19 protein-coding genes are annotated in these 21,421 nt (G+C 71.3%); 6 read left to right on the top strand and 13 right to left on the bottom strand.

All coding sequences use genetic code 11. From position 1 onward, the window contains the following. Positions 1–83 precede the first annotated feature (83 nt). Positions 84–836 (top strand): 5'/3'-nucleotidase SurE, encoded by a 753-nt coding sequence (gene surE / locus JJ691_RS43930; protein ID WP_249227412.1) that lies wholly within the window; start codon positions 84–86, stop codon positions 834–836. Here surE and hutI read toward each other — a convergent pair. Genes hutI through hutH form a run of 5 tightly spaced genes read right to left on the bottom strand, consistent with a single transcriptional unit; the run spans position 796 to position 7,613 of the window. Then, a complete protein-coding gene (gene hutI / locus JJ691_RS43925; RefSeq protein ID WP_211765320.1) occupies positions 796–1,944 on the bottom strand; it encodes an imidazolonepropionase in 1,149 nt (382 codons plus the stop codon). The genes surE and hutI overlap by 41 nt on opposite strands. Then, the gene (locus tag JJ691_RS43920; RefSeq protein ID WP_211765319.1) at positions 1,932–3,239 is read right to left on the bottom strand and encodes a formimidoylglutamate deiminase; all 1,308 of its coding nucleotides are present in this window, start codon (positions 3,237–3,239) and stop codon (positions 1,932–1,934) included. Before JJ691_RS43920 ends, hutI begins: the two co-directional genes overlap by 13 nt. Continuing rightward, the gene (locus tag JJ691_RS43915; protein ID WP_211765318.1) at positions 3,236–4,420 is read right to left on the bottom strand and encodes an allantoate amidohydrolase; all 1,185 of its coding nucleotides are present in this window, start codon (positions 4,418–4,420) and stop codon (positions 3,236–3,238) included. The genes JJ691_RS43920 and JJ691_RS43915 overlap by 4 nt, the downstream gene beginning before the upstream one ends. Beyond that, positions 4,420–6,069, bottom strand: a complete 1,650-nt coding sequence (hutU, locus tag JJ691_RS43910) for a urocanate hydratase (RefSeq protein ID WP_211765317.1) — start codon at positions 6,067–6,069, stop codon at positions 4,420–4,422. The genes JJ691_RS43915 and hutU overlap by 1 nt, the downstream gene beginning before the upstream one ends. Continuing rightward, entirely contained in the window at positions 6,069–7,613 is a 1,545-nt protein-coding gene (gene hutH, locus JJ691_RS43905; protein ID WP_249227411.1) for a histidine ammonia-lyase, read from the bottom strand. The genes hutU and hutH overlap by 1 nt, the downstream gene beginning before the upstream one ends. A 91-nt stretch (positions 7,614–7,704) precedes the next feature. On the opposite strand from hutH, the gene JJ691_RS43900 reads away from it, so the two are divergent. Next, on the top strand, positions 7,705–8,502 hold the full coding sequence (locus tag JJ691_RS43900) for an IclR family transcriptional regulator (protein WP_211765316.1): 798 nt from the start codon (positions 7,705–7,707) through the stop codon (positions 8,500–8,502). Between the two features lie 72 nt (positions 8,503–8,574). On the opposite strand, the gene JJ691_RS43895 is transcribed toward JJ691_RS43900, so the two are convergent. The 4 genes from JJ691_RS43895 to JJ691_RS43880 are packed head-to-tail and all read right to left on the bottom strand — an operon-like array spanning position 8,575 to position 11,941. Beyond that, complete coding sequence (locus JJ691_RS43895) at positions 8,575–9,501, bottom strand: ABC transporter substrate-binding protein (RefSeq protein WP_211765315.1); 927 nt, start codon at positions 9,499–9,501, stop codon at positions 8,575–8,577. Beyond that, positions 9,498–10,178 carry an ABC transporter permease gene (locus tag JJ691_RS43890; protein WP_211765314.1) on the bottom strand — a complete coding sequence of 227 codons (681 nt, stop codon included), beginning with the start codon at positions 10,176–10,178 and terminating at the stop codon, positions 9,498–9,500. The genes JJ691_RS43895 and JJ691_RS43890 overlap by 4 nt, the downstream gene beginning before the upstream one ends. Positions 10,179–10,181: 3 nt before the next feature. After that, complete coding sequence (locus tag JJ691_RS43885; protein WP_211765313.1) at positions 10,182–10,820, bottom strand: ABC transporter permease; 639 nt, start codon at positions 10,818–10,820, stop codon at positions 10,182–10,184. Next, positions 10,817–11,941, bottom strand: a complete 1,125-nt coding sequence (locus JJ691_RS43880) for an ABC transporter ATP-binding protein (RefSeq protein WP_211765312.1) — start codon at positions 11,939–11,941, stop codon at positions 10,817–10,819. The genes JJ691_RS43885 and JJ691_RS43880 overlap by 4 nt, the downstream gene beginning before the upstream one ends. Before the next feature lie 103 nt (positions 11,942–12,044). Between JJ691_RS43880 and JJ691_RS43875 the strand changes: the two genes are divergently transcribed. Then, positions 12,045–13,487: a bis-aminopropyl spermidine synthase family protein gene (locus tag JJ691_RS43875; protein WP_306291339.1), complete on the top strand. Its 1,443-nt coding sequence runs from the start codon at positions 12,045–12,047 to the stop codon at positions 13,485–13,487. A 32-nt stretch (positions 13,488–13,519) separates the two neighbouring features. Here the strand turns inward: JJ691_RS43875 and JJ691_RS43870 are convergent, their stop codons facing one another. Together JJ691_RS43870 and JJ691_RS43865 are read right to left on the bottom strand one after the other, a co-directional pair. Continuing rightward, entirely contained in the window at positions 13,520–16,702 is a 3,183-nt protein-coding gene (locus JJ691_RS43870) for a bifunctional diguanylate cyclase/phosphodiesterase (protein ID WP_249227410.1), read from the bottom strand. Positions 16,703–16,925: 223 nt separating this feature from the next. Next, the gene (locus JJ691_RS43865) at positions 16,926–18,116 is read right to left on the bottom strand and encodes an NAD(P)-dependent malic enzyme (protein WP_211765311.1); all 1,191 of its coding nucleotides are present in this window, start codon (positions 18,114–18,116) and stop codon (positions 16,926–16,928) included. A 295-nt stretch (positions 18,117–18,411) separates the two neighbouring features. Between JJ691_RS43865 and JJ691_RS43860 the strand changes: the two genes are divergently transcribed. Then, positions 18,412–19,020, top strand: a complete 609-nt coding sequence (locus tag JJ691_RS43860; protein ID WP_211765310.1) for a dTDP-4-dehydrorhamnose 3,5-epimerase family protein — start codon at positions 18,412–18,414, stop codon at positions 19,018–19,020. On the opposite strand, the gene JJ691_RS43855 is transcribed toward JJ691_RS43860, so the two are convergent. Then, positions 19,013–19,339: a S26 family signal peptidase gene (locus JJ691_RS43855; RefSeq protein WP_256449319.1), complete on the bottom strand. Its 327-nt coding sequence runs from the start codon at positions 19,337–19,339 to the stop codon at positions 19,013–19,015. The genes JJ691_RS43860 and JJ691_RS43855 overlap by 8 nt on opposite strands. A gap of 87 nt (positions 19,340–19,426) precedes the next feature. Here JJ691_RS43855 and sodN point away from each other — a divergent pair, with 87 nt between their 5' ends. Continuing rightward, positions 19,427–19,834 (top strand): superoxide dismutase, Ni, encoded by a 408-nt coding sequence (sodN, locus tag JJ691_RS43850; RefSeq protein WP_249227409.1) that lies wholly within the window; start codon positions 19,427–19,429, stop codon positions 19,832–19,834. A gap of 98 nt (positions 19,835–19,932) precedes the next feature. Here sodN and JJ691_RS43845 read toward each other — a convergent pair whose 3' ends face one another. After that, positions 19,933–20,220 (bottom strand): three-helix bundle dimerization domain-containing protein, encoded by a 288-nt coding sequence (locus tag JJ691_RS43845; RefSeq protein ID WP_211765309.1) that lies wholly within the window; start codon positions 20,218–20,220, stop codon positions 19,933–19,935. Between the two features lie 190 nt (positions 20,221–20,410). On the opposite strand from JJ691_RS43845, the gene JJ691_RS43840 reads away from it, so the two are divergent. Next, positions 20,411–21,418: an ornithine cyclodeaminase family protein gene (locus JJ691_RS43840; RefSeq protein WP_211765308.1), complete on the top strand. Its 1,008-nt coding sequence runs from the start codon at positions 20,411–20,413 to the stop codon at positions 21,416–21,418. Positions 21,419–21,421 lie beyond the last annotated feature (3 nt).

Genomic DNA, 21,421 nt, shown 5'->3' with positions numbered 1-21,421 from the left:
ATCTTCAGATCCCCCGGAAGCTCATGTGGCATCAGGGCGGCGGGAGGTAGCTCTCGGGCAGGGCGAGCCGGTACGACTGAGGGGTGAACTCTCTGCGCGTCCTGGTCACCAACGACGACGGCATCGACTCCCCCGGCCTGATCGCGCTGGCACGCTGCGCGGTGGAACTGGGGCACGAAACGATCATCGCGGCGCCTCGGTTCGAGGCCAGCGGCACCGGGGCCGGGCTGACGGCTTCGGACGGGAATCGGCGGGCGGCGATCCAGCGGCGGATGCTGCCGGAGCTGCCGGAGGTCGAGGCCTACGCGGTGGAGGCGCACCCGGGGCTGATCGCGATGATCGGCTGCCGCGGCACCTTCGGCGGGCAGCCGGACCTGGTGCTGTCGGGCATCAACTTCGGCGCGAACATCGGCCGGGCGCTGATCCACTCGGGCACGGTCGGGGCGGCGCTGACGGCGCACGTCAACGGGGTGACGGCGCTGGCGGTGTCGCTGGACGTGCCCTGGAACCCGCCGGGCACGGCGCTCTGGGACGTCGTCGCCCCGTACGTGAAGGACGTGCTGGGCTTCATCGAGCCCGGCACGGTGCTCAACCTGAACGTGCCCAACCGCCCGGACCCGGGCCCGCTGCGCTGGGCGACGCTGACCGGGTACGGCCGGGTGCAGAGCCGGGTCACCCACCAGGACGACGACGTGATCGAGCTGACCACCATCGTGCTGGACCACGAGGTGGAGCCGGGGTCGGACGCGGCGCTGCTGGAGGCGGGCTACGCCACCGTCACCGAGCTGCGGTCGGTCAGCGCTGTCGAACGCCCGCGCGCCACACCGCCCAGGTGAGCGGAACACCGGGCCGGTAGGCGAGGTGCGTGGTGGACGGCGCGTCGAGCACGTGCACGTCCGCCCGCGCACCGGGCCGCAGCACACCGATGTCGTCCCGGCGCAGGGCCAGCGCGCCGCCGAGCGTGGCGGCGCGCACGGCCTGCTCGACGGTCATCCGCATCTGCAGCACAGCGGTCGCCACGCAGAACGCCATCGAGGACGTGTACGAGGAGCCGGGGTTGCAGTTGGACGCCAGCGCGACGGTGACGCCGGCGTCGAGCAGGGCTCGCACCTCGGGCAGCGGCTGCCTGGTGGACAGGTCGCACGCGGGCAGCAGCGTGGCGACGGTGTCGGAGTCGGCGAGCGCGGCGACGTCGGCCGGCGTCAGGTAGGTGCAGTGGTCGACACTCGCGGCATCCATCTCCACAGCCAGCCGCACGCCGGGGCCGGGGCCGAGCTGGTTGCCGTGCACCCGCAGCCCGAGCCCCTTCTTGCCGGCGGCGGTGAGCACCGCCCGCGACTGGTCCTCGTCGAACGCGCCGGTCTCGCAGAAGACATCCGCCCAGGTCACGTGGGGTGCGACGGCGTCGAGCATAGGCCCGCACACAAGGTCGACATACTCGTCGGCGCTCGTGCCCGGCGGCACCAGGTGCGCGCCGAGGAAGGTGACCTCGTCGGCGTGCTGGCCGGCCAGCACGGCCGAACGGAGCTCGTCGGCGACGGTCAGGCCGTAGCCGGTCTTGGTCTCGATGTACGTGGTGCCCTGGGAAACAGCCTCGGCGACGTGCTTGCGGAGGCCGGCGGCAAGCTGCTCGTCGCTGGCGGCCCGGGTGGCGTCCACAGTGACGGCGATGCCGCCGGCGGCATAGGGCTGGCCGGACATCCGGGCCCCGAACTCGGCGGTCCGGTCGCCGGCGAAGACCAGGTGGGTGTGGCTGTCCACCCAGCCCGGCAGCACCGCCCGGCCCTCGACGTCCACACGCGAGTCGGCGGCCGGGGCGTCGGCGGCGGCTCCGACCCAGGCGACGCGGTCGTCCTCCAGCACCAGGGCGGCGTCGGTCAGCTTGCCCAGCGCGCCGTCGTTGGTGGTCAACTCGGCGATGCCGGTGATAACTACTGCCGCCACAGTTCCCCCATCACGTCCGCCAGTGCAGGCCCTACCTCGCCTAGCGTCGCATGACGGCCCTGGGTGCCGACAACCCTCCCATCGACTATTACCGTGTCCACATCGGACGAATCGGCCGCAAGCAGAACTTGTTCCGGTCGGCTACCCGCCGTTCGTACTGAATCCAGCCGAATCGCCACCAGGTCGGCCCGCGCGCCGACGGCGATGCGGCCGGCGTCGGGCCAGCCGAGGCAGGCGTGACCGGCGGAGGTCGCGGCGACGAGCAGCTCCTCGGGGCTGAACCGGCCGCGCTGCCCGGTCCGCAGCCGCTCGCCGTGTTCCAGGGCCCGGGTCTCGACCAGCGGATCGATCACGACATGTTGGTCGCTGCCAAGGGAAAGCGGGCTGCCGGCGTCGACGAGCTCCCGGGCCGGGCCGATGCCGTCGGCCAGGTCGGCCTCGGTGGTCGGGCAGAAGCAGGCCGTGGTGGTGGACCCACCGAGCAGCGCACGGTCGTGCTCGGTGAGATGGGTGGCGTGCACGGCGGTGGTCCGCGGCGCCAGGACGCCGGCCTCGGCCAGCAGCTCGGTCGGCGTTTTGCCGTACGCGGCAAGGCAAGCCTCATTCTCCGCCGGCTGTTCGGAGAGGTGGACGTGCAGCGGCCCGTCGAACGCGCCGACGTCGGCCAGCTGCTCGCGGGGCACGCCACGCACGGAGTGGATGGCCGCGCCGACCCGCATCACGTTGTCCGACTTCAGCGCGGAAACCCGGGTCGCCCAACGGGTCGCGTCGCCGTCACTGAAGCGCAGCTGGGTGCCGGTCAGCTCGGCGCCGATTCCGCCGGCCACGTAACAGGTGTCGAGCAGCGTGATGCGGATGCCGGCGGTGGCGGCGGCTTCCCGCAGCACGTGACCCATCTCGTTCGGGTCGGCGTACGGGGTGCCACCGGGGCCGTGGTGCAGGTAGTGGAACTCGCCGACGCACGAGATGCCGGCGACGGCCATCTCCGCGTAGACGGCGGTGGCCAGCTTCAGGTAGCTCTCCGGCGTCAGCCGCTCGGCCAGCTGGTACATCGCCTGCCGCCAGGTCCAGAACGTGCCGCCATCGGCGTGGGTGCGGCCGCGCAGCGCGCGGTGGAACGCGTGCGAGTGCGCGTTGGCGAATCCGGGCAGCACGATTCCGTTGAGGCGCTGAGCATCTGCCGGCGGTTCGTCCGAAGTGGACACGTCAGTGATGTGACCGTCGTCGCCGACGTGCACGAGCACGCCGGCGACCACTCCGTCGGGCAGCCAGGCCCGCTCACACCAGTAGATCACGACGCCAGATGCTCCAACGTCGTTGCCAGCGCGACCACCCCGGCCTCACAGTCCGCCGGCTCCGCGTACTCCTCGGGCGCGTGACTGACACCGGTCGGGTTGCGCACGAACAACATCGCGGTCGGCACCCGGCCGGCCAGGATGCCGGCGTCGTGCCCGGCACCGGTCGGCAGCGCCGGCACTCCACCGAGCACAGTGGACAGATCGTCGCGAAGAACCTCGTCGAACACCACGGTGTCGCCGTAGGACTCCTGCGTGATCTGAACCTCACAGCCTTCCTCGGCGGCCGCGATCCGTGCCATGGCCTGGATGTCCGCGACGACCGACCTCGTGGTGGCGTCGTCCGCGGCCCGGGCGTCCAGCCAGACGCTGACCTCGGACGGGATCACGTTGGTACCGCCGGGAATCGGCACGAGCCGCCCCACGGTCGCCCGCGCGCCGTCGACCGCCGACTTGCGGGCGGCCAGCACCAGCGACGCCGCCGGCACCATCGGGTCCCGCCGGTCGGTCATCAGCGTTGCCCCGGCGTGGTTTCCCTCGCCGGTGAAGGTGAACCGCCACCGGCCGTGGGCCAGGATCGACGACGCGACGCCGACCGGAACGGTGAGCCCACGGCCCTGTTCCACGTGCAGCTCGACGAAGCAGCCGATGCGCGCCAACGCTTCCTCGTCCGGCCCGAGCGTTGACGGGTCGGAGCCGGCCGCGCGAATCGCATCAGCCAGCGATATGCCGTCCGGGTCGGTCAAGGCCCGCGCCTTGTCGGGGTCGATGGCGCCGGTCATCAGCCGGGAGCCGAGGCAGGGCACGCCGAACCGGCCGCCCTCCTCCTCCACGAAGACCACCACGGCGATCGGCTTGCGGGGCACGAAGCCCTTGGCCCGCAACACATCGACCGCGGCCAGCGACGACACCACGCCCAGCGGGCCGTCGAACGCGCCGCCACCGGGCACGGAGTCCAGGTGGCTGCCGGTGATCACGGCGTCCGGGCCGGGGTTTCCCCACCACGCCCAGATGTTGCCGTTGCGGTCGGTCTCCACGTCCAGATCCCGACGAACGGCCTCGGCGACGAACCACTCGCGCAGCTCCAGCTCGACCCGGTCGAACCCGTGGCGGGAGTACCCGCCGCGGGTCCGGTCCGCGCCGACGTCGGCGATCGCGGCCAGCAGGCCGGTAGCCGTCATCAGTTGGCCCTCATCGGGATCTTGACGCCCTTCTCCTGCGCCACCTCGTCGGCCAGCGCGTAGCCGGCGTCCACGTGCCGCAGCACGCCCATGCCCGGGTCGTTGGTCAGCACCCGCTCGATCTTCTGGCCGGCCAGCACGGTGCCGTCGGCCACGGTGACCTGGCCGGCGTGGATGGACCGGCCGATGCCGACACCGCCGCCGTGGTGGATGGACACCCAGGTCGCGCCGGAGGCGGTGTTGACCAGAGCGTTGAGCAGCGGCCAGTCGGCGATGGCGTCCGAGCCGTCGGCCATGCCCTCGGTCTCCCGGTACGGGGACGCGACCGAGCCGCAGTCGAGGTGGTCGCGGCCGATGACCACGGGTGCGGACAGCTCGCCGCTGGCCACCATCTCGTTGAAGCGCAGGCCGGCCAGGTGCCGCTCGCCGTAGCCCAGCCAGCAGATGCGGGCCGGAAGCCCTTGGAAGGCAACGCGTTCGCCGGCCATCCGGATCCACCGCTTGAGCGGCTCGTTGTCCGGGAACAGCTCCAGGATCGCCTTGTCGGTGGCCGCGATGTCGGCCGGGTCGCCGGACAGCGCCGCCCAGCGGAAGGGGCCCTTGCCCTCGCAGAACAGCGGCCGGATGTAGGCCGGCACGAAGCCGGGGAACTCGAAGGCCCGCTCGAAGCCGCCGAGCTTGGCCTCGCCGCGCAGCGAGTTGCCGTAGTCGAAGACCTCGGCGCCGCCGTCCTGGAAACCGACCATGGCCGCCACGTGCTGGGCCATCGAGGCCCGCGCCCGGTCGGTGAACTCCTCCGGCTTCTTGGCCGCGTAGTCGTGCCAGTCGTCCAGGTCGACGCCGATCGGCAGGTACGACAGCGGGTCGTGGGCCGAGGTCTGGTCGGTGACGATGTCGATCTCGACGCCCCGGCGCAGCAGCTCCGGCAGCACCTCGGCGGCGTTGCCGACCAGGCCGACCGACAGCGCCTTGCGCTCCTTCTTCGCGGTCTCCACGCGGCGGATCGCGTCGTCCAGGTCGGTGGCGACCTCGTCCAGGTACCGGTGCTCGACCCGGCGCTGGGCGCGCACGGGGTCGACGTCGATGCACAGCGCCACACCGTCGTTCATGGTGACGGCCAGCGGCTGTGCGCCGCCCATGCCACCGAGGCCGGCGGTGACGGTCAGCGTGCCGGCAAGGGTGCCGCCGAAGCGCTTGTTGGCCACGGCCGCGAAGGTCTCGTAGGTGCCCTGGAGGATGCCCTGGGTGCCGATGTAGATCCACGAGCCGGCGGTCATCTGGCCGTACATGGTCAGGCCGGCGGCCTCCAGGCGGCGGAACTCGGGCCAGTTGGCCCAGTCCGGCACCAGGTTGGAGTTGGCGATCAGCACCCGCGGCGCCCACTCGTGGGTGCGCAGCACACCGACCGGGCGGCCGGACTGCACCAGTAGCGTCTCGTCCTCGCCCAGCGTGGTCAGCTCGCGGGAGATGGCGTGGAAGCTCGGCCAGTCGCGGGCGGCCTTGCCGGTGCCGCCGTAGACCACCAGGTCCTCGGGCCGCTCGGCTACCTCCGGGTCCAGGTTGTTGTGCAGCATCCGCAGCGGGGCCTCGGTCTGCCAGCTGCGCGCGGTCAGCTGGGTGCCCCGCGCGGCCCGAATCGGCTCGGTCATCAGGAGTTCTCCTCGACGGTGCGCGCGATCAGTCCACTTCGGACGAGCGCTTCGGTGGCCGCGATCTCCGGGGCCAGGTGGCGGTCGGGTCCGGGGCCCTGGACGTGCTCCCGGAGCAGCGCGACGACGGCCGCGGTGGCCGGTGCCGGCTTGAGCGGGGCGCGCATGTCCAGCGCGCGGGCCGCGGTGAGCAGTTCGATGGACAGCACGGTGGTCAGGCCGTCGACGGCCTTGCGCAGCTTGCGGGCCGCGGACCAGCCCATCGAGACGTGGTCCTCCTGCATGGCGCTGGACGGGATGGAGTCCACGCTGGCCGGCACGGCCAGCCGCTTGAGCTCGGACACCACCGCGGCCTGGGTGTAGTGGGCGATCATGTGGCCGGAGTCCACGCCCGGGTCGTCGGCCAGGAACGGCGGCAGGCCGTGCGAGCGGGCCACGTCCAGCATCCGGTCGGTGCGGCGCTCGGCCATGCTGGCCACGTCCGCGACCGGAATGGCCAGGAAGTCCAGCACGTACGCCACCGGCGCGCCGTGGAAGTTTCCGTTGGACTCGACCCGGCCGTCAGCCAGCACGGCCGGGTTGTCGATCGCGGAGTCCAGCTCGCGGTCGGCCACCAGCTCGGCGTGGGCCAGGGTGTCGCGGGCCGCGCCGTGCACCTGCGGCGAGCAGCGCAGCGAGTACGCGTCCTGCACGCGGGTGCAGTCCGGGCCGCGGTGGCTCGCCATGATCTCCGAGCCGGCCAGGATCTTGGTCATGCGAGCCGCCGACCGGGCCTGGCCGGGGTGCGGGCGCAGCGCCTGCAGGTCGGGGGCGAACACGCGGTCGGTGCCCAGCAGGGCCTCCACGCTCATCGCCGCGGTCAGGTCGGCGATGTCCAGCAGCCTGGCCAGGTCGGTGATCGCCAGCACCAGCATGCCGAGCATGCCGTCGGTGCCGTTGATCATGGCCAGGCCCTCCTTCTCGGCCAGCGCCACCGGCTCGATGCCGGCCTCGGCCAGGGCCTCGGCCGCGTCCTTCAGCGTGCCGTCGGCATCGCGGACCTGCCCCTCGCCGATCAGGGCCAAGGCGACCGAGGACAGCGGCGCCAGGTCGCCGGAACAGCCGAGCGAGCCGTACTCGTGCACGATCGGCGTGATGCCGGCGTTGAGCATCCGGACCATCGCGTCCACAGTGGACGGCCGGACGCCGGTGTGGCCGGTGGCCAGCGTGCGCAGCCGCAGCAGGGCCAGCGCGCGGATCACCTCACGCTCCACCTCGGGGCCCGCGCCGGCGGCGTGCGAGCGGATCAGCGAGCGTTGCAGCTGGGCGCGCCGGTCCGGCGGGATGTGCCGGACGGCGAGCGCCCCGAAGCCGGTCGACACGCCGTAGGTGGGCGTGGTCGCGTTGGCCAGCTCCTCGATGTGCGCCCGGGCCGTGGTGACGGCCTCGACCGCGGCCGGTTCCAGCTCGACCGCCACGCCGTCGCGGGCGACCGCGACGACCTCGTCACGCGACAGCGGCTTCGCGCCGAGCTGCACTGACTCCGGGTGTGCCATGTGCACCATCACAGCTCCTACCAGCGGGTTGCACGAGTCCAGGACGCGTGACACCGTCTGGGATACCAGACGTGCCCCGGTGGGGTCGATGAGGTGATCCATGGTGAGCAGCAGTGACGTGCCGGCCCTGCGCCGCGGCCTGGCGGTGCTGCGCCTGCTGTCCACCCGGCCCGGCCCGATGTCCGCCGCCGTGATCGCCCGCGAGCTGGATCTGCCCAGGTCGACGACCTATCACCTGCTGGCCGAGCTGTCCGACGCCGGCTTCGTGACCCACCTGCCGGAGGAACGCCGCTACGGGCTCGGAGTCGCGGCTTTCGAACTCGGCTCGGCGTACCTGCGCCACGATCCACTCGAGCGACTCGCTCGCCCGCTGCTCCGGCGGCTCGTCGACCGGACCGAGACCACGGCCCATCTCGGGGTTCTGCACGGCGCCGAGGCCCTGTACCTGCTGCGGGAACAGCCCCGCCAGCCCAACACCCTGGTCTCCGACGTCGGCGTACGGCTGCCGGCCCACCTGCCGGCTTCCGGGCGCGCGATGCTGGCGTTCCTGCTGCCGGCCCAGGTCCGGGCGCTGTTTCCGGGAACGGGGAGCTTTGTCGACCGCACCGGCCGCGGGCCTCGGGACCTGCCGTCCCTGCGCCGGCTCCTGTCGTCGGAACGGCAGCGCGGCTGGTTCGTCGAGGACGGTTTCGTGACCGCGGACTTCGCCTCGGTGGCGGCCCCGGTCTTCGACCACGGTGGCCGCCCCATCGCCGCCATCAGCACCACCTTCCGGCACGTCTGCACAGCACCCGATTCACCTGGGGCAAACGCTTGCGGCCTGGACTGGCCGGAGGTGGCCGCCGAAGTACGCCGGTCAGCCGAGGAACTCACCCTGAGAATCGGCGGCCACAAATAGCGCGAGTCCCGCTCTCAGGCAGCCATGAAACCGGTTCATGGCGTCCCGAGAGCGGGACTCGCGAGGAATGGGTCAGAGGCCGGCGGAGGCCAGCCAGTCGGCGGCGACCTTGGCGGGGTCCGGCTTGTCCGGGGCGCCGAGCTTGCCGTTCAGGTCGACCAGGGTCTTGGTGTCGAGCTTGGCCGAGATGGCGTTGAGGGTCTTCTTCACCGTGTCGCTGGCCTTGCTGGTGTTGATCAGCGGCAGCACGTTCTGGGCGGCGAAGTTGAACTTCGGGTCGGCCAGCACCACCCAGCCGTTGTTGGTGATGGTCGGGTCGGTGGTGAACATGTCCGCGGCCTGGATGCTGCCCTGCTTCAGGGCGGCGACGGTCAGGGTGCTGCCGGCGTCCAGGGACTTGAAGTCCTTGAACGTGCAGTTGTAGTTCTTCAGCAGGCCCGGCACGCCGTCCGGCCGCTTCTGGAACTCCGGCGCGGCGCCGAGCACCAGGTCGCCGCAGTGCGGGGCCAGGTCGGCGATGGACTTGGCGTTGTACTTGTCGGCCGTCTCCTTGGTGACGACGACGGCGTCCTTGTCCTCGGCGGCCGACTTGTCCAGCACGGACAGGCCGCTGGGCAGCGCCTTGGGCAGGGCCGCGTAGACGTCGTCGGCGCTGGTGGCGGTCGCGCTCTTGTCGAAGTACTGGAGCAGCGTGCCGGAGTACTCGGGGATCAGGTCGATGGAGCCGTCCTTCAGCGCCGGGATGTAGGTCTCCCGGCTGCCGATGTTCAGCTTCTTGCTGACCTTCACGCCGGCCTTGGTCAGCGCGGCCGCGTAGATCTCGGCCAGCAGCTGGCTCTCGGCGAAGTTGGCCGACCCGATGGTGATCGTGTCGGACGGGGACTGGGATCCGCTGTTGCCACCGGCGAGGGGGTCGCTACCGGAGCCCCCACCACCACACGCGGTCAGGCCGAGCGCCGCCACCAGGACGGTGACCAGGCCGGCTACGGTTCGCTTCATTTCTGGATTCCTCCACTCGTCCTCACCGGGCGCAGCCCGGGTGAGACAACCAGCCGTTGCACGCCGGTGAGCACCAGCTCGACCAGCACCGCGAGCACGGCGACCAGGATCGCGCCGCCGGCCATCTGCGGATAGTCGTGCTGTGCGAGGCCGTCGAACACGTAGCGGCCGAGGCCGCCGAGGCCGACGTAGGCGGCGACGGTCGCGGTGGCCACCACCTGCAGCGCGGCGCTGCGCACGCCGCCGAAGATCAGCGGCAGGGCGTTGGGGATCTCGACCTGGAACAGGACCTCGCGCTCGGTCATGCCCACGCCCCGGGCCGCGTCCACCACAACCGGCTCGACGGCCTGGATGCCGGCGTAGGCGCCGGCCATGATCGGCGGGATGGCCAGCAGGGTGAGCGCGGCGATCGGCGGCACCAGCCCGATGCCGGCCAGCAGCACCACCAGCGTCAGCACGCCGACGGTGGGCAGCGCCCGCAGCACGTTGGCCGCGCCGACCAGCACGAAGCCGCCGCGGTTGGTGTGTCCGACCAGCGCCCCCAGCGGGAAGCCGATCACGATGGCGATCAGCAGGGCCAGCGCGGTGTAGCCGAGGTGCTCGACCAGCCGGGCCGGCACGCCGGTGGAGCCGGTCCAGTTGGTCGGATCGAACAGCCAGCTCGTCAGCAGGTTCACGGCCTACCTCCCCACCCTGGTCCACGGCGTCACGAGCCGCCCGATCAGCTGCAGGAGCACGTCCGCGACCAGGGCCAGCACCAGCGTCGCGATGATGCCGGCGACGATCTCGGTGACGATCTGGCGCTGGAAGCCCTCGGTGAACAGCTGCCCGTAGCCGGCGATGCCGATCAGCGCGCCCACGCTGACCAGGCTGATGTTGGACACCATGGCGACCCGCAGGCCGGCCACGACGACCGGGATGGCCAGCGGGAACTCCACCCCGACGAAGCGCCGGACCGGCCGGTAGCCGATCGCGGTGGCGGCGGCGACGATCGTCGGCGGCACCGCGGACAGCGCGTCGGCGATGGAGCGGACCAGCAGCGCCACCGTGTACACGCTGAGCGTGATGATCACGTTGATCGGGTCCAGCGTCTTGGTGCTGATCAGCGCGGGCAGGATGACGATCAGCGCCAGCGACGGGATGGTGTAGAGCAGGCCGCTCACGGTGAGCAGCACGGCCCGCGCCGGCCGCCACCGGCTGGCCGCCCAGCCCAGCGGAATGGCGATGATCAGGCCGATCACCACCGGCAGCACCGACAGGTAGACGTGCGTCACCGTGAGGTCGCCGAGCAACCCCAGGTGGTCGAACACCCACGTCATTGCGGGACCTCGCCGGCGGTGCGCGCCGCCGCCAGCGCCCGCAGCACCTCGTCGGCGGTGACCGAGCCGACCAGCGCGCCGTCGGCGTCGACCGCGACGCCCAGCGCCGACGGCGAGCTGAGCGCCGCGTCCAGGGCGCTGCGCAGCGAGCCGTGCTCGGTGTCGTAGAGGGAACCGCCGGCCAGCACCAGATCCGCGGCCACCGCCGCCGAATCGTCCACACTGGACAGATGATCGGCGGAAAGCCAGCCGCACGGGTGGTTTCGCTCGTCCACGACGACGACCCAGCCGTCCCGCAGCGCCGCCCGCGCCTGCGCGACGGTGGCGCCGAGGCGAACGCCGGACAGCTCGCCGATGCCCAGCCCGGACGCGGCCAGGAAGCCCAGCGCCCGGTAGCCGCGGTCGCGGCCGACGAAGTTGGCCACGAACTCGTCGGCCGGCCGGGCCAGCAGCTCGGCGGGCGTGTCGTACTGGGCCAGGATGCCGCCGGTGCGGAACACCGCGACCTTGTCACCCAGCTTGATCGCCTCGTCGATGTCGTGAGTGACGAAGACGATCGTCTTGTCCAGTTCGCCCTGCAGTCGCAGCAGCTCGTCCTGCAGGCCCTCGCGGACCACCGGGTCGACCGCGCTGAACGGCTCGTCCATCAGCAGGATCGGCGGGTCCACGGCGAGCGCGCGGGCCACGCCCACGCGCTGCTGCTGGCCGCCGGACAGCTGCGCCGGATAGCGGCGGCCCATGGCGGCCGGCAGGCCCACCGTCTCCAGCAGCTCCTCGGCCCGCTTGCGGGCCTTGGCCCGGTTCCAGCCGGCCAGCAGCGGCACGGTGGCGATGTTGTCCAGCACGGTCCGGTGCGGGAACAGGCCGGCCTGTTGGATCACGTAGCCGATGCCCTGCCGCAGCAGCGGCGGGTCCGACTGGCGCACGTCCTTGCCGTCGACCAGGATCGAGCCCGAGGTGGCCTCGATCATGCGGTTGATCATGCGCAGGGAGGTCGTCTTGCCGCAGCCCGATGGTCCGACGAACACCGTGATCCGGCCAGGATCCACGGTCAGGTCCAGTTCGTCGACGGCGACGGTGCCGTCATCGAACCGCTTGGTCACGGCCTGGAACTCGATCACCCGAGATCCCTCCGGTCGTCGCGGTAGTGCGCACGACAGTAGACGCTGCCACTGACAACGGCACTCCGTTCCAATATGTGCGAACCAGTAGGCTTACCCGATTGTGACCCCACTGGACCAGGCCCGCGCGCTGATTTCCGGCCACGGAGCGCGCACCGAACCGGCACGCCGCGTGATCAGCCTGCTGTGCGGCGGCCCGCACACGCTGGCCGAACTGGTTCGCGAGTCGGCCGTGCCACGGCGCGGGGTCGAGGAGTTGCTGTCCGCGCTGGACGGTGACCTGGTGCGAAACCGTGACACATATGAGATCCGCGCCGACGCCGTCGCCTCGTACACCGAGGCTTTCGCCGTTCCCCAGCACAGGCAGCCGGATCTGGCGCTGATCCGTTCCGATGTGGACACCGTGCCGCCGCCGCTGGCCGCCCTCGACCACGTGCAGGCCACCCCGGAGACGGTGGCGCGGCGGGCGAGTTGGCTGAACGAGCAGTATGAACTGTCCGGACGTACCGTGCTGTGCCTCGGCGACCACGACCTGACCTCGTTGGCGGTGGCCGCGGTCAACCCGGACGTGACGGTGATCGTGGTCGACCTGGACGACCGCGTGCTGGCCCACATCGACAACCGCGCCCGCGAGCGCGGGCTGAACATCCGCTGCCTGCACGCGGATCTGCGCTTCGGGCTGCCGCCGGCCGTCACCGAATCGTCAGACCTGGTGTTCAGCGATCCGCCCTACACGCCCGAAGGCATGGCGTTGTTCGCCGGCCGCGGCGTGGAGGCGCTGCGCGACACCGGATCGGGCCGCCTGCTGCTGGCCTACGGCTTCAGCGACCGGACGCCCGCGCTGGGCCAGAAGGTGCAGCAGGAACTGCTCGGCATCGGGCTTGCCTTCGAGGCGATCCTGCCGGGTTTCCACCGGTTCGACGGGGCACAGGCCATCGGCAGCGCCGCCGACCTCTACGTGTGTCAGGCGACCAGCCGCGGCCGCAAGGCGGCCCAGCGCACCGGCATCTACACCCACGGTCCACAGTCGATCGAATCAACGTCCACTGTGGACAAGTCCGCACTGCTGGCCTTCACCGGCGATTCCGCTGTGCGGCAACCGGATTGGAGCGAGCCGAGCTCCGGGCGTTCGCTCACGGTCGACGCCTCGACCGACCCGGGCCCGTGGCTGCTGCGGATTCTGTTGGCGTGCAACGCCGAGAAGCTGTCGGTGTTGGTGCCCAACAACCATGCGGACGTCCGCGACGAGCGCGGCCAGAAGTCACTGTCCACTGTGGTCGCTTCCAAGTACCGGCTGCGTTTCCACCGCAGCACCCCGGACGGCAAGCACGCGGTCGTGGTCGCCACCCGCGTCGGCGCCGGTCTGCTGGACCGCGTGCACGGCAAGCTCGGCAATGCGTTGCGGGAGGCCATGATCGCCGAGTCCGGCGGCACGTTGACCAAGCGGGAGGCCAGGGAACTGGTCGCGGCGAGGATCCCCGGCGAGACCGACCTGCGGCTGATCGACCTGCCGCGGCACCGGATCGAGGCGGTCCTGAACGTGTAACTCGGTTGCCCGAGAGCGGGACTCGCGGGGGTTCAGCCGGCGCGGGGGACGTGGAGCGGGCCCAGGGCCAGGACCGCCCGGAATTCGCGGGGCGGCACCGGGCGGGAGAACAGCCAGCCCTGGTAGGCGTCGACGCCGACGCCGTGCAGCACGTGGAACTGGGTCGCGGTCTCCACGCCCTCGGCGACGCAGCTGCGGCCCATCGCCCGGGCCATGTCCACCACCGCGCGGGCCACCGCGAAGTCGGACGGGTCGCTGCCGACGCCGGACACGAACCGCCGGTCGACCTTGATGATCTGCGCCGGCAGGTCCTTGAGCCGGGCCAGCGAGGAGTAGCCGGTGCCGAAGTCGTCCACGGCGAACCGGACGCCCTTCTCCACCAGGATGTCCATCTGCTGCATGGTCTTGCACGGCAGGTCGACCAGGGCCGTCTCGACCAGCTCCAGCACCACCCGGTCCCAGGCGATGCCGGACTCGGCCACGGCATTGGACACCGCGTCCACGAAGTCGGGGTCGCCTGGAACAAGCCCGGAAAGGTTTACAGCGACCGCGACCGGCTTGCCGTTCGGAACCGGCCAGGAAGCCGCTTCCCGCAACGCCGTGCGCAGCACCCACCGGTCCAGCTCACGCATCATGTCGCCCTGCTCGGCCACCGGCAGGAACGCGTCCGGGGCCAGCAGCCCGCGGTCCGGATGCGGCCAGCGGACCAGCGCCTCCGCTGTCTGCACGGTGCCGTCCACGCCCACCACCGGCTGGAAGTGCAGCGTCAGCCCGTCCTTGGCCAGCGCCTCACGCAGCTGGCCCTCCAGGTGCACCTGCCGGTCGGCCGAGGCGATCAGCGCCGCCGAGGCCAGCGACACCCGCCCGGCACCCCGTCGTTTGGCCTCGAACATCGCGGCGTCGGCGAAGCGCAGCAGGTCGACGCCGGTGGACCGAGAGCCGTTGGGCACCGCCGCGCCGATCGAGGCCGACACCCGCACCAGCTGCCCGTGCACCGGCACCGCCGCCCGCAGCAGGCTGGCCACCCGGGTGCCGAGCGCGTCCACACCGCCGGCCGCGTCGATGTCGTCGCAGATGATCACGTACTCGTCGCCGGACATCCGGGCCGCCGTGCAGCCGGCCGGGAGCCCGCCCTCCAGCCGCCGGGCCAGCGCCACCAGCAGCTCGTCGCCCGCGTCGTGGCCGAGCGAGTCGTTGACCCGCTTGAAGTTGTCGATGTCGCAGAACAGCACGGCGATCTTGTCGGCGTGCTCGCCGGCCAGCAGCCGGGACAGCGTCTCCTTGACCGCGGCCCGGTTGGGCAGCCCGGTCAGCTCGTCGTGGTTGGCCTGGTGCCGCAGAGCTTCCGCGACCCGGCGGCGCTCGGTGATGTCCTGGAACACCACCAGCCAGAACCGCCGGCCGTCGTCCTGCACGGAGATCGCGATGTGCAGCTCGCAGTACACCAGCTCGCCGTCCGGACGGAGCAGGATGCGTTGCGGCACCTTGAATCCGCCCTCGCGCTCGGCCGTCAGGCGAGCCGCCGAGGACAGCCAGCCGACCGGCTCGTCGGGGTGGGTGATGCTGGTCGCGGTCATGCCGCGCAGCTGTTCCAGGTCGATGCCCAGCAGGTCGCACAGCGCGTCGTTGGCGTCGACCAGCCGTTCGGCCTCGTCGAACAGGCCGATGCCGACCGGCGTCACCGCGACCAGGTCGGTGAAGCGCTGGCTGGACAGCTTCATCCGGGCCTCGGCGGTGCGCTGCGCGGTGACGTCCTGCGCGGTGCCGACCAGCACCGGGCCAGTGCCCTGCACCGACGCGCCGTGGCAGCGCAGCACCCGCACCGCGCCGTCCGGACGGATGATCCGGTGCTCGCACTCCACCGGTTCGCGATTGACGGCCAGCTGCTGCCACAGCTCGTCCACCCAGCCGCGGTCCTCGGGGTGCACGAGGCTCATGTAGCGCTGGTAGGTGGCGCGCTCCTGGTCGTCCACGCCCAGCAGCTCGCACATCATGCCGGACCAGACGCAGTCGTCGGTGGCGGTGTTCCACTCCCAGGTGCCCAGGCTGGCCACCCGCTGCGCGTCGGACAGCCGGCGGCGCTCGTCGCGCAGGTCCCGCTCCAGCGCCCGCTGCTCGGTCACGTCCTGGATGGTGCCCAGCAGCTGCTCCACCTTGCCGTTGGCCGACAGCTGGGCCCGGGCGCGACAGATGTACACCCGGTCGGCGGAGTCGCGCAGCTCCACCTCCAGCGGCTCGTCGGTCTGGGCGGTGCGCAGCTTCTCGATCATCTCGGCGACCAGCTGCTGGTCGTCCGGGTGCACGCCCGGCATGAAGCTCTCGTCCGAGCCGGAGCCGCCGAGCTGCTCGTACATCTCCCGCAGCACCTCGCTGCGGTAGGTGGAGCCGGTCTGCACGTCCAGCGTCCAGCTGCCGATGCGGGCGATCCGCTGGGCCTCGACCAGCCGGGCCCGCTCGTGGGCCAGCTCGGTGTTGCTGGTCTTCAGCTCGGTGATGTCCCGGATGTAGCCGGTGACCAGGCCCAGCCGCCCGTCCGCGCCGACCGTCGACCGGGCCTCGCCGCGCAGCCAGCGCACGTCGCCGTCGGGCCGCTTGATGCGGTACTCGATGTCTATGGGCTCGCCGGAGAACTGGTGGTTGGCCCAGTAGTCGCGGACCATCTCCAGGTCGTCGGAGTGCACCAGGTCCAGCACGGCCTGCGCGCCCGGCTCCACCGAGCCGCGCTCGATGCCCAGGATCTCGTAGTGGCTGTCCGACCACACCGTCTTGTCGGTCGCCGGGTCGAACTCCCAGGACGCGATGCCGGCGACGTGCTGCACGTCGGTCAGCCGGCGCTGCTCCTCGCGCAGCTCCGCGGCCGCCGAGGCCAGATCGGAGACGTCGACCAGGACCACGGTGTGCAACCCGGTGCCGGGCACCGGCGTCTGCACCACACGGACCGGCAGCTCGCTGCCGTCCACCCGGCGCAGCCGCAGGTCGGGCTCGTTGCCGAGCAGCAGGGTGCGCAGGGCCACACCGCCGAGGCGGTCCGGGTCGGGTTCGCCGATCATCGCCGCCGCGGACGCGTTGGCCTGCATGACCACGCCCTTGGGGTCCACACGCAGTGTCGGCGGCTCGGGCAAGGTCAGGCCGCCCAGCTCGACCGGGCCGCGACGGGCGTTGCGGGCACCACCGAGGGAGACAGGTGGTCCCCCCTGCCCGCTGCGCTCAGCCACGGCTCCGCCCTTCCGCGTCGGCCACCGGGGCGGCGTTGGTGGGCCAAGCCGGCGACTGCATCACAGTGCGCCGGGGGTGCGTCGGTCGCGACGCACCCCCGGGGAGCACCTGACGCCAGCGACGGTATCGCGTCCACCGCAGAACTCACAGCCGTCCCCGCCAATATCCTGGCGACGTATGAAAAAAGCGGATCGGCCGACCGAGCGGGTCCGCGTCCGCGGCTTACGCTACTCCATCTGCCGCAGCGGCGGCCGCGACCGCCCGCGCGACCTCGACGGACACCCTCGGGTCCAGCGCACTGGGCACGATCCGGTCCGCCGCCAGCTCGTCCGTGGCGACCTGGAAGATCGCCTCGGCCGCGGCCAGCTTCATGTTCTCGGTGATCCGGCGGGCCCCCGAGTCCAGCGCGCCCCGGAACACACCCGGGAAGGCCAGCACGTTGTTGATCTGGTTGGGGAAGTCGCTGCGGCCGGTGGCCACCACCGCGGCGTGCCGGGCGGCGACGGCCGGGTGGATCTCCGGGTCCGGGTTGGACAGCGCGAACACGATGCCCTTCGGCGCCATGGTCGCGATCAGCTCCTCCGGCACCGTCGAGCCGGACAGGCCCAGGAACACGTCCGCGTCGCGCAGCGCCTCGGCGACGCCGCCGCGCAGGCCGGAGCCGTTGGTGCGGCCGGCCAGCTCGCGCTTGACCGGGTTCAGGTCGTCCCGGTCGGCGTGCACGATGCCGCGCGAGTCGAGCACCGTCACCTCGCCCACACCGCCGGCCAGCAGGATGTTCGCGCAGGCCACGCCGGACGCGCCGGCGCCGGCCACGACCACGCGCAGGTCCGCGGGGTTGCGGTCGAGCACGGTGGTGGCGCCGCGCAGCGCGGCCAGCACCACGATCGCGGTGCCGTGCTGGTCGTCGTGCATGACCGGGCAGTCCAGCGCCTCGATCAGCTTGGCCTCGAGCTCGAAGCAGCGCGGGGCGGAGATGTCCTCCAGGTTCACCGCGCCGAACGACGGGCGCAGGCGGACCAGCGTCTCCACGATCTCGTCGACGTTCGTGGTGCTCAGCACCAGCGGGATGGAGTCCAGTCCGCCGAACTTCTTGAACAGGGCGGACTTGCCCTCCATGACGGGCAGCGACGCGCTCGGACCGATGTCGCCGAGGCCCAGTACCGCGGTCCCGTCGCTGACCACCGCGACCAGGCGGTGGGCCCAGGTGTACCGGGCGGCGAGCGCGGGGTCCTCGGCGATGGCGCGGCTCACGCGCGCCACCCCGGGTGTGTAGGCGATCGAGAGCGCCTTCGGGTCGGCCAGCGGGGCCGTCACGTCGGTGCCCAGCTTGCCGCCCTCATGGGCGGCGAATATCTCGGTGTCGGTCAGTTCGGCGGCGGATTCGTTCACAGCGGTCACGGCGTCCCTCATCTGTGACACGGCATTGTGGCGGGCGCGTGTGTCGCGACCGGCGCTGTCGCGTCGGTCACTGCACGCCTTGCAGTCGGTCGACCACTCGCGTTCCGGGTATCGAAACCATGGTCGAAGCGACGCTGGGGTTGGCACAGTGTGACAGCCGATCACCGGTCTGTCTGCGGCGGGGATCACATTCTTTGCGCAGCTCAGAGGCGGTTTACCAAGACGTCCGTACGAATTGTTGCACTGACCGGTCAGTTTTCGCAGGCAGTTCGGTTCACGATCGGTCAAGCGACTAACCTGGCCCACCATGCAGGTTCGCGAGCTCGACATCGCAGGTTCTTGGGAGTTCACCCCGCCGGCCTTTCCCGATCACCGGGGTATGTTCGCCGCGCCGTTCCAGGGGGAGGCGTTCGTCGAGGCCGTCGGCTACCCGCTGCGGCTGGCCCAGACCAACCACAGCGTGTCCCGCCGGGGCACCATCCGCGGCGTGCACTTCGCCGACGTCCCGCCCAGCCAGGCCAAGTACGTCTACTGCCCGGCCGGCGCGCTGCTCGACGTGGTCGTCGACATCCGGGTCGGCTCGCCCACCTTCGGCCGGTGGGAGGCCGTCGAGCTCAACGCGGAGAAGTTCAACGCCATCTACATCTCCGAGGGCCTCGGGCACTCGTTCATGGCGCTGACCGACGACACCGCGATGGCCTACATCTGCTCCGAGCCGTTCAACCCGAGCGGCGAGCACGGCATCACGCCGATGGACCCCGCGCTCGGGCTGCCGTGGGCGGCCGACATCGAGCCGATCTTGTCCGAGAAGGACCTGGCCGCCCCCACCCTGGCCGAGGCGGAGGCGTCCGGCCTGCTGCCCAGCTACGCCGACTGCATGGCCTACCAGGACAAGCTGCGCGCTGTCGTCAGGTGAGCCGTCCCGGGCGTGGCCACAGCCGGAACGTGGCCACGCCCAGCACCTGCGCCGGGCCCAGCTCCCTGGAGTCCGTCGAGGCGAACTGGTTGTCGCCGAGCACGTGCCACTGCTGGCCGACCCCCTGCTGGCCGACCCGCTCCACCGCGCGCTTGACCGACAGCTGATCCGGTCGCGCCGCCCAGCGGACCAGCACGATCGCCCCCGGCGCCGGCTCGCGCCGGAAGCTGACCAGCAGCACGTCCCCGTCCCGCAGCGTCGGCGCCATCGACGGGCCGCGCACCCGCAGCCTGCGCAGCGGCCAACGATCTATTCCCACCGGTGCCAACGATCACCTCCGCCTGCCCGCTCCGGCCGTCCGGAGTAGGGTTCCGCACGTCGGAGCATTCACTGTCAGGGAGGACCCATGCGACTGCTGTCGCGCATCCTCGGCCCGCGCCTCGAGGCGACGGCGCACTGCGACCTTCCGTGCGGCGTCTACGACCCGGCCCAGGCCCGGATCGAGGCCGAGTCGGTCAAGGCGATCCAGGAGAAGTACCAGGGCAACGAGGACCCCGAGTTCCGCGCCCGCGCGATCGCGATCAAGGAACAGCGCGCCGAGCTGGTCAAGCACCACCTCTGGGTGCTGTGGACCGACTACTTCAAGGCCCCGCACTTCGAGAAGTACCCGGAGCTGCACACCCTGTTCAACAAGGCCACCAAGGCCGCCGGCGCCGCCGGCGCCAAGGGCTCCATGGACCCGGCCAAGGGCCAGGAGCTGCTCGACCTGATCGCCGAGATCGACAAGATCTTCTGGGAGACCAAGCAGGCCTGAGGTCGACGGCCTGAAAACGACGCTGACCAGCGAAGACGCGTTTCGTTGGTCAGCGTCGTTTTTCGTCTGCGTCCCGGTGGACGGCGTGGCGGCGAGAACTACGACTTCTGGTCGGGCAGCCCATGGCCGGAGGCCCGGTGAAGGTCACCCCGCTCAAGGGCGTTCTGGGCGGAGCGCGCCGCGAGGATGGGCAGGAAGTTGTGCACCTGGGCGTGGCCGGCAAGCCTCTGGTAGGCGGCCGCTACGGCTTGATGCGCCACTTCGTAGCTGACCCCGTCAGCCATCCGCCGTACCACTTCCTTCGCGGCCTGATCGAGCTGCGCGCCAAGCTCGGCGTGCAACGTCCCAGGGTCGCGTCCCTCGTGGTCATCAAGCCGGTCAGTCATGGTGGCCTCCGTTGGTGAACGAGTCCCGGCGTGTCGATAGCTCTTCGTCGCTCGGACTCGTTACTGACGAAGCAAGCGAACGATCCACCCGCCCTGGCCACCGTGACCGCGCAGCTCACGCCCACCAGGCCCGGCCCCGGCAACTCGGCGGTTCCTCGTCCGGTCGGCGCTGACGATCTAGGCTGGCGGGGTGACGACGGTCTGGATGCGCTACCTGTCCGGGGCGGACATCGACTCGCTCGGCATCACCGACGCGGACATCGTGGCTGCCGTGGAGGACGTGCTCGCCGATCACGGGAACGGGCGCGTGGTGTTCGAGCCGCGGACCCACCTGGTGCCGGACAACGGCGGGCGGGGGCACTTCAACGTGCTGCGCGGGAGCCTGACCGACAAGGGCGTCAGCGGCGTGAAGGTGGTCGGGGACTTCGTCTCGAACTACGAGCGCGGCCTGCCCAGCGAGATGGCGCTGATCAGCCTGTTCGACCCGGAGACGGGCATGCCGAAGGCCATCGTGGACGGCACGATGATCACGGAGGCGAGAACCGGGGCGATGACGGCGGTGGGGGCGAAGCACCTGGCCCGCCGGGACGCCAAGGTGCTGGGGCACGTGGGGGCACGCGGCACGGCCTGGTGGAACGTGGTGCTGCTGGACTCGGTGTTCGACTTCGCGGAGATCCGGGTGACCAGCCGCCGGCCGGAGTCGCGGGAGCCGTTCGCGGAGCGGCTGACGGAGCGGCTGGGCAAGCCGGTGACGGTGTGCACGACGTGGGAGGAGACGCTCGACGGCGCGGACGTGCTGGTCGAGGCGTCCCGGCTGACGGAACCGGAGCCGTTGCTGCGCAAGGAGTTTCTGCGGCCGGGGAGTTTCCTCGTGCCGTACGGGACGATCAGCGCGCTGGCCCTGGACCTGCTCGACGACGTGGACAAGATCGTCGTGGACAACTGGCGCGAATCCCGGTCGGGCAATCCGAGGTTCGGGGCGTTGCGCCCGCACCTGAACGCCGGCCTGCTCACCGAGGACCGGATCCACGCGGAGATCGGGGACATCGTCGCGGGCCACAAGCCGGGGCGGGAGAGCGAAACGGAGCGCACGCTGTTCTGGCACCGCGGACTGTCCACAACGGACTTGGCCGTGGCTCGGATGATCCTGCACCGAGCCGAGGCGAAGGACGTCGGCACGATGTTGCCGTACCGGTGAGGG

The organism is Kutzneria sp. CA-103260 (assembly GCF_018263855.1).
Lineage (GTDB): Bacteria > Actinomycetota > Actinomycetes > Mycobacteriales > Pseudonocardiaceae > Kutzneria.
The sequence above is the reverse complement of the archived record's forward strand: the minus strand, read 5'-3'. Positions and strand labels throughout refer to the sequence as shown.